Annotated in this window: 9 protein-coding genes and 1 pseudogene; 7 read left to right on the forward strand and 3 right to left on the reverse strand. The window is 39.1% G+C overall.

Annotation, left to right across the window (positions count from 1 at the left end; translation table 11 throughout):
- Window positions 1-332 precede the first annotated feature (332 nt).
- The 4 genes and pseudogenes from CDC33_RS14270 (at window position 333) to CDC33_RS14285 (ending at window position 5,031) form a co-directional block, all read left to right on the forward strand.
- A pseudogene (locus CDC33_RS14270) lies at window positions 333-2,226 on the forward strand (ATP-binding protein).
- A gap of 371 nt (window positions 2,227-2,597) precedes the next feature.
- The gene (locus CDC33_RS14275) at window positions 2,598-3,860 is read left to right on the forward strand and encodes a hybrid sensor histidine kinase/response regulator (RefSeq protein WP_109009011.1); all 1,263 of its coding nucleotides are present in this window, start codon (window positions 2,598-2,600) and stop codon (window positions 3,858-3,860) included.
- A gap of 121 nt (window positions 3,861-3,981) precedes the next feature.
- Window positions 3,982-4,416, forward strand: coding sequence for a hypothetical protein (locus CDC33_RS14280; protein WP_109012574.1), 435 nt, complete (start codon window positions 3,982-3,984; stop codon window positions 4,414-4,416).
- A 48-nt stretch (window positions 4,417-4,464) separates the two neighbouring features.
- Complete coding sequence (locus CDC33_RS14285; RefSeq protein WP_109009012.1) at window positions 4,465-5,031, forward strand: 3'-5' exonuclease; 567 nt, start codon at window positions 4,465-4,467, stop codon at window positions 5,029-5,031.
- Between the two features lie 224 nt (window positions 5,032-5,255).
- On the opposite strand, the gene CDC33_RS14290 is transcribed toward CDC33_RS14285, so the two are convergent.
- The 3 genes from CDC33_RS14290 to CDC33_RS14305 form a co-directional block, all read right to left on the reverse strand.
- Window positions 5,256-5,645: a hypothetical protein gene (locus tag CDC33_RS14290; RefSeq protein ID WP_109009013.1), complete on the reverse strand. Its 390-nt coding sequence runs from the start codon at window positions 5,643-5,645 to the stop codon at window positions 5,256-5,258.
- A gap of 1,253 nt (window positions 5,646-6,898) precedes the next feature.
- Entirely contained in the window at window positions 6,899-8,221 is a 1,323-nt protein-coding gene (locus tag CDC33_RS14295; protein WP_244919233.1) for a hypothetical protein, read from the reverse strand.
- A gap of 252 nt (window positions 8,222-8,473) precedes the next feature.
- Window positions 8,474-9,115: a hypothetical protein gene (locus CDC33_RS14305; protein WP_109009016.1), complete on the reverse strand. Its 642-nt coding sequence runs from the start codon at window positions 9,113-9,115 to the stop codon at window positions 8,474-8,476.
- A 1,140-nt stretch (window positions 9,116-10,255) separates the two neighbouring features.
- Between CDC33_RS14305 and CDC33_RS14310 the strand changes: the two genes are divergently transcribed.
- The 3 genes from CDC33_RS14310 (at window position 10,256) to CDC33_RS14320 (ending at window position 13,360) form a co-directional block, all read left to right on the forward strand.
- On the forward strand, window positions 10,256-10,684 hold the full coding sequence (locus CDC33_RS14310) for a hypothetical protein (RefSeq protein WP_109009017.1): 429 nt from the start codon (window positions 10,256-10,258) through the stop codon (window positions 10,682-10,684).
- Between the two features lie 521 nt (window positions 10,685-11,205).
- Window positions 11,206-12,564 (forward strand): APC family permease, encoded by a 1,359-nt coding sequence (locus CDC33_RS14315; RefSeq protein ID WP_109009018.1) that lies wholly within the window; start codon window positions 11,206-11,208, stop codon window positions 12,562-12,564.
- A gap of 136 nt (window positions 12,565-12,700) precedes the next feature.
- Window positions 12,701-13,360: a class I SAM-dependent methyltransferase gene (locus tag CDC33_RS14320; RefSeq protein ID WP_109009019.1), complete on the forward strand. Its 660-nt coding sequence runs from the start codon at window positions 12,701-12,703 to the stop codon at window positions 13,358-13,360.
- The last annotated feature ends 186 nt before the right edge of the window (window positions 13,361-13,546 follow it).

Consider the following 13,546-nt stretch of genomic DNA (forward strand, 5'->3'; position numbering starts at 1 on the left):
TACAATGGTCACTGACTTGTACTGAGCGCAGCCGAAGTGGGGGCTGCGCCTACACCATTTTTTATTGGTACGCTGGTACTTCAGGCATTAAACCAATTCGCAATTCGCAATGGGCTAACGCCCCGCTCCGCTAACGCAATTCGCAATTACGTTTTGTGACGGGGATTTAGACCCCGACACAAAACGTGCTGCCTATCTTGCTGGGGACTTAAACCCCCAAAGTTCGTTAATAAAGACAAATGTAAAAACTTAGCGATCGCGCTTTCCCACTTGATAGTTTGGGAATACTAGGCTTATGCGTAGATATTTCAAATCCAGGAACCCCTAGTATCATGCCGACGTTTTTCAACTATCCTTTCCACTCTAATGGTTTTGTTGCCCACGGACATTGTTATCTGTGGAAAACTGGATTAGTTTGGCTTCACATTACTTCTGATGCCACGATCGCTCTTGCCTATTATTCCATTCCTTTCCTACTGATTTACTTTATTTCCAAGCGCAAAGACGTTCCTTTCAATGGAGTCTTTATGTTATTTGGTGCTTTTATCATTGCCTGCGGTACTGGACACTTGATGGATATTTGGACGCTTTGGCATCCAGACTATTGGATTGCAGGTGGTTTAAAAGCTTTAACTGCCATTATTTCAATATATACGGCATTTGCATTATTTTATCTCATGCCTCAAGCTCTAACACTACCCAGCCCAGCGCAGTTAGAAGTGATCAATCGAGCGCTTTCAACTGAAATTGTAGAACGCAAGCACATCGAGAAAGAACTACGCGTTGCACAGGAAGTCACTCAAAACTCCAGCCAAGCCAAGAGTGAATTTCTCGCCAATATGAGTCATGAGCTACGCACACCTCTTAACGGTATTCTGGGCTATACACAAATTCTCCAACGCACAGAATCTTTAAGTGAGAAAGGACGCAAAGGAGTTGGCATTATTTATCAATGTGGTTCCCATCTTTTAACCCTAATTAATGATGTCCTGGATCTTTCTAAAATAGAAGCCCGAAAACTAGAATTGTATCCTGTAGATTTCTACCTGCCTGCCTTTATAGATAGCGTGACTGAAATTTGTCGTATCCGAGCAGAACAAAAAGTCATCGCATTTCATGTCGAACTCGATCCTGATTTGCCAATAGGCATTCATGCTGATGAAAAACGCTTGCGGCAAGTACTGATTAACTTGCTTAGTAATGCGATCAAATTTACTAATCAAGGTAGTGTCACTTTCAAAGTTCAGGTCATTAATCAAGAATCAAACGCCAATGGAAAAACTGATTACAAAATTCGCTTTCAGGTAATAGATACTGGCACGGGTATAATCCCTGAACAAGCCGAGAAAATCTTTCAGCCCTTTGAGCAAGTGGGAAATCAGAAACGACAATCTGAAGGTACAGGCTTGGGATTAGCAATTAGCCAACAAATTGTTTTGTTGATGGGTAGTCAAATTCAGGTGCAAAGTATCTTAGGTAAAGGTAGCACTTTTTGGTTTGAGGCAAAATTGCCAGAATCTAAAGACTGGGCAAAGGTTTCTAGAGTGGTTGAGCAGGGAACCATTATTGGTTATCAAGGAGAAAGGCGCACCATTTTAATTGCAGATGACAAATGGGAAAACCGATCAGTAATTGTAAATTTACTAGAGCCTGTTGGGTTTACTGTTGTAGAAGCTAGTCAGGGTGAGGAAGCATGGGAACAGGCTCTAGTCTACAAACCGGACATGATTATCACTGATCTAGTGATGCCTGTATTGAATGGATTTGAGTTGATCGAACGTTTGCGCCAGTCTGGGCCATTTAAAGAGATTGCTGTTATCGCTTCGTCAGCCAGCGTATTTGCTATCGACCAGCACAAGAGTATTGATATCGGTGCAGATGCATTTCTACCAAAGCCTATAGAAGCTGAAACTCTGCTGGAAATACTACGACAATTTTTGCAACTGGAATGGATTTTTAACGTTAAGGTAGACGCAATAAAAAAAAACTTATACAGGTGGTTTAAATCAATCAAATGAGATGATTTATCCTGCTAAAGAGGTTTTACAAGAGTTACTTGATCTGACACAAGACGGCGATATTCAAAAAGTTTTAGAACTTGCTGAAAAACTTTTTGCATCTGATAAGCAGTTAAGCATTTTTACCCAGCATATTGTCCAACTTGCTAGTAATTTCCAACTCAAACGTCTGGAAACTTTTATTGTAAGTATTCAAGAGTCAGAATAAATGAGACAATCTGCAAAAATATTTCAATATTTCATGGTTTAGCAGAAAGCGCATCAGTTCGTTTTATTACTATACCAATTTCCTAATCAATAGCTTCAGTAAGTTAATAAATTACTAATTTACTATAGGACTCATATTTGATTTTTGAACAGAACTCAGTACACTTTTATTCCTTCTTCCCAGTCCCCAGTCCCCAATCCCCAGTCCCTTACTTCTACAAGTGATTCAAAAATCAAATCGGATTGCTATATGCTGATTCGATTCTGTTAGCGATAACGGGGCGTTTAGCCCATTCTAACTCCTGACTTCTGAATTCTTTTATTCAAGAATACATCAATTAATTTCAGTTAAATTCCAATTTAAAATTAATCATGGGTAAAACTGCAAATAACGGATTTATTTTGATTGTGGATGATAATCCGACAAATTTATCTGTCCTGTGTGAAGCACTCAATAGTGAAGGATTTCGTTTCCGTGTTGCAGTCGATGGAGAAACTGCGATCGCTCAAGCCGAACGTAATCAACCAGAGTTGATTTTGCTGGATGTACAAATGCCTGGTATTGACGGTTTTGAAACTTGTCGCCGCCTTAAAGCCAATCCTGTTACCCAAAACATTCCGATTATTTTCACCACTGCTTTAGCGGATACGGAAAGCAAAACGAAGGGATTTTCCCTTGGAGCAGTAGATTATATCCCAAAACCGTTTGCACAAGAGGAAGTCATTGCTAGAGTGCGCGTACATTTACAACTCAAACAATTGACTGAATCTTTGGAACAACAAGTTAGCGATCGCACCAAGGCTTTGCAACAAGCCCAAGTCCAACTAGTGCAACAAGAAAAACTATCAACACTCGGAGAGTTAATCGCTGGTATTGGGCATGAAATCAACAATCCCATCAACTTTATTTCCAGCAATATTCCACCCTTGCAAGAATACATTTCAGGAGTAACAAAGTTGCTTTTACTGTATGAACAAGAGTATCCCAACCCAACAGCCAAAATTACTACTGCTATTAAGGACTTGGATCTTAATTTCGTTCTTGAAGATATGGTAAAAATTTTGAACTCTCTCGAAGTAGGAAGCGAACGAATTCAGAACCTTTCTAATTCACTCCGCAACTTCTCTCGCTCGGATAGTGATACCAAAATATCTGCTGATTTACACCAAGGTCTAGATAGTACACTAATGATATTGCAACACCGCCTCAAAGCTAATGGCGAACGTCCCGGCATTGAGGTTATTAAAAATTATGGAGTATTGCCAGAGGTAAACTGCTATATCGGGCAGATGAATCAAGTATTTATGAACATTTTGGCAAATGCAATTGATGCCCTTGATGAAGCTATAATGCTAGGCAAAATGAGCAATCTAATTCCTCAGATTAAAATTGCAACAGAAATAGATTCTGAACAATTGGTTATAATTCGGATTGCTGACAATGGGATTGGTATTCCTGAACGGTTAAAAAAGCGCTTATTTGAGCCGTTGTTTACCACAAAAACTGTTGGTAAAGGTACTGGACTTGGCTTGTCGATCGCATATCAAATAGTTGTAGAGAAACACAAAGGTGTATTAGAAGTAAATTCTCAACCAGGTATGGGAAGCGAGTTTATTATCAAAATTCCCGCATAAGGGCAGGATTTAATTAATTACAAAGCTGCTTTAGCATTTATCATACTGAAGAGGAAGGAAAATCTCAAGACCTAATCCCTAATTTCTATATAGAGTGAACTCAATTTTAGATGCTCAACTGATGAGAGAACGCCTAGAATCCCTGAAAGCTGGAATAATTGGGGGTTTATCTGTGTGTTTTGCTTTTGCTCTTTCTAGTCTGTTGAATACTTTCGTACTGGCAAAGCATTTTCAGACACTCGCATGTCTGCAAAATGATCTTGACTGGCACTTGTGGGTAAGTGGTGCAGTTGCAACTTTTACTGGCTTATTATTTGGTGTCACCTACCGCTATATCATCCGCTCAGATAAAAATCTCCAACTCAAAGCTGGTGGTGTACTAGCCTTTGGCTTGGTACGGGGATTAACTCAGATAGAACTTGGCTGGAATTCCAACAGCACAATTTGGCCTTTTTTGGTGTTGGCGGGAGAAAGTGTGTTGTGGTTTGCATTAGGTGCGATCGCTCTTAATGTCGCTATTCAACTTCGTTGGGTTAAACCTTTTTCATCAATCTAAATTCCCTATCTCCCTAAATAAAAATATAATTTATTACTAATATCTAATATGGAAATTAAAATATCCCACTATTATCTTATCGTCGATCTAGAGGCTACGTGCTGTGATAGTGGGACTATTCCCCGTCATGAAATGGAAATTATCGAAATTGGTGCAGTGATGCTCAATCGAGCAACCTGGGAAATTGATTCTGAGTTTCAGCAATTCATTCAACCTGTAAGACATCCGCAACTGACAGATTTTTGTACCAAATTGACTAGTATTCGGCAGCAAGATGTTGAGGAAGCGCCAAAATTTATAAAGGCAATTTCTCGCTTCAAAGAATGGATTTATTCATTTCCCAATCATATTTTTTGCTCTTGGGGCAATTACGACAAGAAGCAATTTATTCAAGATTGCGCGTTTCATAATTTCCCTTATCCTTTTAGTTCCGAACACATCAATATCAAAGAAGAATTTTCAGAATATCTTAGTGTGTCTAAAAAATTTGGCATGGCACAGGCTCTCAATGAGTTGGGGATAGAATTAAAAGGTATACACCATCGTGGCATTGATGATGCTCGCAACATTGCAGCTATCTACAGACAGATTAAAAGTAAGCTGAATAATGGGTAAATAGTAAAGTACCATCTTCAACTGTTGCGGTGCATTAGGAAGATATAGCGCTTTCGGTACTTATCTCACTTGGTTAGTAATTCAATTTAATCAAGGTACAGCTAGATAAACGTGATGGAAAAAGACAAGCGATCGCTATCCGAACCAAGGCGTTACTAGCCAAGGAACTTACTTAAGATGTAGCTTTTGTTACTTATGCGGTATCAGATTAATAATTATTATATCTAGACAAAAGGATTTTTGGAGGAAGAATTTTTCTTACTGGGCGAGTATTCAGAGCAATTCATCGCTTCTTCAGTGAGAACAATAGAAGGGTTTACCGCACATTTTAAATAATGATTATTAGAATAAAAACTACAGTTTTTACAGGGAAGTTTGTGTAAAGATTTGGTAGGAAACACCATTTTATAATCTAAAAATGCCCGGATTTTTCGCAATATTAGGAAAAAAACCATCCAACTAATTACAAAGCCAACAGGAGATAAAGATATCACTATATCAGTAATAGTTAATTCATGTGTTTGTGCTTTATCTTTTGTTGCTTCACTCACGATTACTTGATGTAAGTTACTATTGGCTGCTACATTGTTCGGCAACATTTGAGAATGATACATATTATTTACCTTTACTATATGTCTTTAGGATTTTGATTTTTGTTAGCCAACTAGTTATTTGGAAACATATACTTATTATTACTGTGTCATCGTAATTATGTTGATAGCACTGTTTATTTAAGAACATTTAGACATTTTTTTAGGAATAAAATTCAGCATAATTCTATAGACAAGACTTGATTTTACGTAAATCATGACAAAATTATAAATCTTCCATATTACAGATGTAAACATCAAAAGATTTTGGAAAATAATGATATTTAGGATTTATGTTTATTGATCTGTTTTTTAATAAACAAATCACTACACATTTTTCAGTAGTTCAAGTTCTAATGTTTATAAGGGTTTAATTATAGGTTTAACAAAATAAAACTTCAGCCATATCTGTCAAGAGTTTTGCTTATATTTTTAAGTTATATACCCAAGGGGAGAAATTAGATTATGAGCTTTTAACTATAGGATTACTATTTGATTTTTGAACGGAATTAGGTATTGTAGAGTGTGTTAGAACGGAGTTCGTAACGCACTATTATCAAGGGTTTGATGCCGTACTCTCTGTGCTAACACATCCTACAGATATTTTCTCCAAATCAAACCGGATTCCTATAGATGCTTTTATGTTATAATAATATATGCAAAAATATTTTTATAAAGTTTCTTAACATCAAAACCATGCGACTTTGTAAGTTATATTTATTACAAAAGTTTTGAATGCAATGATTTTTGCATTGGTAGCTTATTTAGTAGAAGGTTTTCGCTGAAGATGGGGCTTTTGGAGTGCATGTAAATGGCCCCATACATTGGCAGTGATTAATTTTTTTGAGTATTTTTGCTCGAATTACTTGACAAATAAGTCCATGGCTATTTCATTGTCTGTGATCTAGCCCGGTTCAGAATTCATTCTGAGTCTAATAGTGAAAGTTGGTTGTCTAAAGACGATTCTAGCAGACGCTTTGCGAAAGGGTCTACGTTCCTCAACCTAACATACATTAGAGTTATTTTTTAGGCAAAACCTACCCAGTATTGCCAGTTGCGTAAGTCCTGAATACTTTTACGAGCGATCGCCAGGTAAATAGACTTGCACTGTAGGGGCACAATATTCTCATACATGTCAACAAAAGCCTAGAAATACCTTAACTGTTGGCTTCCTCACCCGCCTGAAACATCAGTTCCAGGCGAGACATGACTTTTACCTTAAGTTGACACCAATGAGCATTACTGTACCCTTACAGAAATTAAAGCTGCTGTAAGAATTATGAATTACGGATTTTTAAAGAGCGGTGTTTGTAACCGACTATGCATAGTAGAACAATTAGCAATAAAAGCGCTTTGATCATTGATGGCTCCACTACCTTCTTCACTTCCGTAGGGGTTTTAGGAGTAACATTACACGGAACCTCAATGATCTGTGTGTGATCAGAACCATTACCACTAGGAGTCAGATCGCATTCGCCTGTGTTGGTGAGAGACAAAGGTGGATTTCCTGAAGAAACAGATGAAACAGATGCTTGAGCTGAAGAACTATCGCCATTCAGTAGTAGAAGCAGAATTAAAGCAAGACCCCCAATTCCGAATATTGGCCAAAGTGGAAAGGAATCAGGACTGTCTTGTACCAAAACATCTCCCATAGAGGCAGGGGAAGTATCGAGGTTCATTACTTCTCCATCCAACGGTAGCGAATTATCACTCAGCAATATATCTCCTGGGATATCTTCTCCCAAGAGCTGACTAAATTCCTGTGGAATCGCGTTTATGGGACGTCCGAGTTCCCCACCATTTTCAGAGTATGGAAAGGATAGTACTTCAAAAATCCTCTGTTGGAGTTGGCTTGGATTTCCAGAATTCAACGCATTCAAGCCTGTAGAGATTTTATTGAAATAGAAATTTGTCATCTCTGGCGACAGACCTAAAGACTGAATCTGCTCCTTAATATTGGGAATTTTTGAGGCTTCCTCAAAGAGTAGTCGTCCGTATGACAACTTCAAGTCTAGTAATCCATTACGGAGGCTAACCGAGTTATTGGTTCCTGAGTATGGTGACCAGTAGAACTGCTTGGTTACAAGTCCGAGTCCTTCTACTGGATTCCGACCAACTGGTTGTCCAAGAAGGTATTGAGAACTATCCATGATTCCGGGGGATTGGTTTCTCCAAAATGAGGCGTAAGGCACTTTAGAGAGATTGGGATTGTTACCGTAAAAGCTAGCGAAATTCTGGAAGTTTTTTTCCCCACCAGCTGCTCGGATCAAGAGGTTTTGATAGCTAGTCCCCTCGTTTGAATCTAGTAATCGCTGGATTACCGATCCAGTTTTATTGCAAGTCAGACCAAATCCCACATCACATCCAGGAATGACTCGCATCTGGCTCAGATTCTGGTTATTGATTTGGTACTGGAGATACTCATACTCCAGTCCTGGTTGGATACCATAGCGTCCAATATTGAGTTGTGCAAAAGCAGATTGATACGTAGTGAGTACTACTGCAATAGATGAAAATACGATGGTCGCAAACCGAACCCCCTTCTCTACAAAATGCTCCGCAAACGGCATTGCAATTCTTTGAACGATTGATTTAGGCAAGATGCACCTCCATTAAATGACAGCAATTTTATTGATTGTTCACGTCCCTCTTTCAGTCCGTGGGGTTGATATTAATAGCTCTATAAATCCAATGGGTCGCAGCAATACAGCAGACTCACCGAGTCTGCAAACAGTATTCCTATCCTTGGTAGTTAAGATTAGGGATTGGGAGAAAATTTCTTTACGAGTTGAGTGAGGTTTGAATCCCCATCTATACTTATTTCACTCCCGACTCCCCACTCCCTAGTTCATTCAACTCTTAGGTAAAGAAATGTTGATTGTAATTCCGGTACCTTTGAGATTTCCTGATGAGAGCGTGTGATATAACACCAATCCCCGGTTTGGTTGATCGAAAAGAAACCCACGACGTGTGGGTTTGATCTTGCCTTCTTTTACTAACGAGACAAAGGCTTCTAAATACCTACGTATACCTTGACGGTTCTCTGGACTAGTATTTGTATGACGCTTAATCAGCATCATAAAGAAGTCCAAACTACGATTTTCCTGTCCCTGAATCAGACTGCCCTCATCTAGGAAAGAACTTGCTATGAGCCTGCCATCAACTTGTTTAACCTTAAATAGGGTAAAGTAACGCCCTTCTTTTTTAGGATCATTCGCATAACAGACCCAAGAACCCTCTTGATTCTGTATAAAACCTTGTTCTCCAAGGTAAGAAAGCAAAGAATTACTTGCTTTTGTTTGTACTGGAGGTAATAAATTATCAATGGGATCTAAAGAGCAAATCCTCTGCGTTGTTTTCTGTTGAGCAGCAGCAGGAGTCTGCTGGGTATCGACAGGCAGAGGCTTGTCATTAGCTATTGCCATAGTAGACATCGTAGCGATCGCAGATATTTGGAGAGCGATCGCTCCAAGCAAACGAACAATAATATTCATGTTTTTCCTGTTACTTTTGGTGATGTTGTTAAGAATCGAGTCATTACTAAATCAAGATTGATCTAGCAGTTCTAAATCCTTTTTTAGATTTAAGTGTTTCCTTCATTTGGTCGAGGTAACTTAAGTTTTCGACAATGAAATAGGGATTTTATATAGGTAACTACCCACAAAGAGAAATCAATATCTAAAATAAAACACACAATATTAATGTCTTATTTACAAGACAAATCTGGCTTTTCGATATTTTTACATATCCGAAAAACAACTGACTTAGTGTCAAAATTTTTCTATTTACTCTTGTCTAATTTTTTGCCATTTTAAGAGGGTTCTATACCTTCTTAGCTAGCTCTAATGATTTCTCAAAAAAGATTTTGTGAGCTATCTAGTACCTTATATAAGCATAATTTTAAAAGCTCTGTGCTTTGCACGTTGGCGCTTTTGTGGGTTTCCTTGGTGGGTTGAATAATTTTTCTTTTTTGGAGGTAGCGCACTTAACTAACTGTTTCAGCATGGTTAAAAGTTGATGTATAAAATAATATCTCCTAACAGTAAAATAATATTACCATGAGCTTGAGACATGCAACACTATTGTGGACAGTTATCAAAGTTGTACACGGTGAATTATAACTACCTCTTGTTTAAATTTCATGGCAAATAGCTGAGAATCAAAATCAATTTACTTATACGTTAGTAGTATTTTATAATCTAGTACTTTTGTTCTTAATATAGTTATATATGTTTTAAATATAACTTTGATTTACTAAGTATAAATTTTCTGATTTAGCAAGCTGTTGTTGCTATAGACCTTGTAAGCCAATACGCTTGGCTTTATGAAAAATTGTAGGTTGGGTTAAGCAAAGCATAATCCAACAAAGTCCCCGATCTGTTGGGTTTATTCCTCAACCAAACCCACGCAACTTAAGGTTTTTACACTAACCCAAGCGTATTACCTTCTAAGCGTCTAAGGTTCAGATATCCCAATAGAAACATTAAGTAGATCATTTGTCACAAAGAATTTAAATTTGTCCTGTAGGTAGAGGAACATCCTGAGCAAAGTTGATATATTTAGATGTTTAAGTAGTAACAAATGTTTGACTACAATTAAGATATTAACTTGGTATTTTTACAAGCCCTAGCAGTATGAATGTGGAATTTTTTAACAGGATTCCTTTGATGCCTTTAGTATTACTATGGCTGGCTTACACTCTCCTGGGATGGTATCTTGCTGCTCATCATATTATTTGGTTAGTAGGAGCTTTTGTCGCTGCTATGGTTATAGCTGTAGCGCGGAAAAGTATTTCTTGGTTAGAGCGTTTAGTTGAATTTGGGTCTAGAACTTTAGCTGTTATATTATTTTTGAGTATATCAATTGCTTTTGTAGCAACTTGGTCGCTATTATTAAGGCTTTTTCTCATACCCCTAGCAACTACGCTTCTAGCTGATTTGGAAATGCGCTTTTCTGGCTTCGACAAGCCAGATTCATTTTGGGTTTTAACAGTCGTAGCAATATTAGGTTTGGTGATTGGCGAATTGATAGATATTTTACTTTTTCCCAGTAGCAGATACTAAAGGAATAAAGGTAAAAAAAGATTTTTGTTATTTAATCTGAAGTTTTAGGCGATCGCTGTCTCTAGCTATTTGATAAAACGAAGCACGATTACCTACTATTAGTCAATCATTCTCTAGACTAGTATAAATATCACTAAAGGAAGACGTTTTATTGAGTTAGATTTTCTAGCCTATTACCAGAATTAAGACAAGTTAATAATGTAAATACTTCTGAAAAAAATCAGAGGTAGATAGATGACATTAGGGGCTTAACAGTAAACTGGGGCATTGTTCCTTGTCTCACATTAAGTTGCTATTGTTATCAAAACCATAGATGTTGTCTAGCAATAGAAATTGGAACGATCGCTGTAGAGAGACTGCTCTGAATGTGGCGAGATGGATATTCCCGTTTGCAGGCATATCACTGAGGATTGTCATTTTTGAGTCACATTTGTTTTGAACTATAGAGATATAGGTAAAACAGTGCAAAAAAAGATGAAACAAAGCGGCGAGTCCCCACTCAACACTAATAAGGAATTAATGTGAGTAGACGTAAAGACTATAGTTTGCTTCAGCAGTCAGCAACAACAGAAGTGGCAGCACCTAAGCCATCGCTAAGATTACCAGACGCAGTGGCTCTGATTGTCGGTATTGTCATTGGGGCGGGGATTTTTGAAACCCCTGCTTTAGTGGCAAATCAAGCAGGGAGTGATATTGCTGTAATGCTTTTTTGGCTAATTGGTGGTGTGGTATCTCTGATAGGAGCGCTGTGCTATGCAGAGTTAGCCACTGTCTATCCCGATGTTGGTGGTGCTTACTATTATTTGAAACGTGCATTCGGGCAAAGAGTCGCCTTTTTATTTGCCTGGGCGCGCATGACAGTGATTCAAACTGGTTCCATTGCTCTGTTGGCATTTGTTTTTGGCGATTATGTTTCTCAGATATGGCGGCTAGGAACATTTTCGTCTTCTATCTATGCAGCCATAGCGATCGCACTTTTGACTGCTTTGAACATCATCGGTTTGCAGCAGGGTAAGTGGACACAAAACTTGCTGAGTGCTGCAAAAGTTCTGGGTTTGTTGCTGGTAGTAATTTTTGGGCTTACCGCCATTCCCAATTCTGCCGCCCCTGTGGAATCTGCATCATCAGGAACGTGGGGATTGGCGATGGTGTTTGTGCTACTCTCTTACGGCGGTTGGAATGAAGCAGCTTACATCTCGGCAGAAATTCAAGATGGACGACGTAATATTGTGCGATCGCTAATGTGGAGTATTGGCATCATAACTGCCATTTACTTACTCATCAATCTGGCTTACCTGCGGGGGTTGGGATTAGCAAACATGGCCCAGTCAGAAGCAGTAGCCGCAGATTTAATGCGCTCTCTTTGGGGCGAACCGGGAGCCTTGTTTATCAGTGTATTGATTGCGATCGCTACTTTAGGAGCAACCAACGCCACAATCTTTACCGGAGCGCGTACCAATTTCGCACTGGGACAGGATTTTTCGCTATTTGGTTTTATGGGACGCTGGCAACAACGTCCTAGTAGTCCTACCCATGCCTTATTATTGCAAGCTGCGATCACCTTAGCACTGATTTTTTTAGGCACGCTCACTCGCAAAGGCTTTGAAACAATGGTGGATTACACCGCCCCGATATTTTGGTTCTTCTTCTTGCTTTCCGGGATATCACTCTTAGTATTGCGAATCCGCGAACCCCACATAGTGCGCCCATTCCGCGTGCCATTTTATCCTTTCACACCATTACTCTTTTGTGCCGTCTGCGCTTACTTGCTTTATTCCAGCTTGGTTTATACAGGTGTGGGAGCAGTTGCAGGTGTTTTAGTTGTGGCAGCAGGTATCCCCCTGTTGTTCTGGAATAACTATCGCCAAGGTAGGACTTAAAAGACTTTCAATTAAAAAATCGAAAGATTTTGGATTTTGCAACCTAAGCCTCACACTATAAGTAATTCAAAATTCCATCACTATCAGTTGTTTTACTAACTACTAACCACAAGCTACTGAATCAAGGAGAAAATTGATGAACTTCAAAAAAATTCTGTTTTTACTGGTTACAGGCGTTAGTATTACCAGCTTGGGAATTGCTGGATGTGCGCCGCAACAGCAAGATTTGGAAGCCGGGACACAACCTTCTACTTTAACAGGTCAGACCGAAACCGAAATACCAGCTGCGACAACTCCCACAACTCAACCACAAGAACGCCCTGGCGATGTTCCTTATGTGCCTACGCCACAGCCAGTGGTAGATGCAATGTTGAAAGTGGCAAAAGTGGGTAAAAATGATCTGCTTTACGACCTTGGTAGCGGTGATGGCAGAATTGTTAATACTGCGGCACAAAAGTTTGGTACGCAGGGTTTTGGCATAGATATTGACCCCCAACGCATTAAAGAAGCTAATGAAAATGCCAAGAAGGCAGGAGTAAGCGATCGCGTGAAGTTTGTCCAACAAGACTTGTTCAAGACTGACTTTAGTAAAGCAACAGTAGTTACACTTTACTTGCTGCCTGAAATTAACCTCAAACTTCGTCCCAAGCTATTGAGTGAACTCAAACCTGGTACTCGCATTGTCTCCCATGCCTTCGATATGGGCGACTGGAAACCAGACCAGACGCTGACTGTAGAGGGTAAAACTATTTACTATTGGGTAGTTCCTGACAAAGTGCCAGCAAATTTGCGCTAGGGACTAATACCATTGCCCCTGAGATACCTCACCCTGGTTTTGCTTATGCAAAACCTGTGCTTTTCCTTACTAAGAAGAGAGATGTCCCATAGGGCACGGTGAGGTTTTAGAAGACTTTTAGGTAATCGTATAATTTGTGTTTACACCGTAGCTCTTTGCAAAGAATTGCTGTTAGGGATGAAATGT

The sequence above is a fragment of the Nostoc commune NIES-4072 genome (assembly GCF_003113895.1).
Lineage (GTDB): Bacteria > Cyanobacteriota > Cyanobacteriia > Cyanobacteriales > Nostocaceae > Nostoc > Nostoc commune.

Excerpts from the sequence above, each read along its gene's own strand:
- CDC33_RS14290 (WP_109009013.1), bottom strand. The coding sequence starts at position 5,645 with ATGTATCATTCTCAAATGTTGCCGAACAATGTAGCAGCCAATAGTAAC.
- CDC33_RS14275 (WP_109009011.1), top strand. The coding sequence starts at position 2,598 with ATGGGTAAAACTGCAAATAACGGATTTATTTTGATTGTGGATGATAAT.
- CDC33_RS14310 (WP_109009017.1), top strand. The coding sequence starts at position 10,256 with ATGAATGTGGAATTTTTTAACAGGATTCCTTTGATGCCTTTAGTATTA.
- CDC33_RS14320 (WP_109009019.1), top strand. The coding sequence starts at position 12,701 with ATGAACTTCAAAAAAATTCTGTTTTTACTGGTTACAGGCGTTAGTATT.
- CDC33_RS14285 (WP_109009012.1), top strand. The coding sequence starts at position 4,465 with ATGGAAATTAAAATATCCCACTATTATCTTATCGTCGATCTAGAGGCT.
- CDC33_RS14305 (WP_109009016.1), bottom strand. The coding sequence starts at position 9,115 with ATGAATATTATTGTTCGTTTGCTTGGAGCGATCGCTCTCCAAATATCT.
- CDC33_RS14280 (WP_109012574.1), top strand. The coding sequence starts at position 3,982 with ATGAGAGAACGCCTAGAATCCCTGAAAGCTGGAATAATTGGGGGTTTA.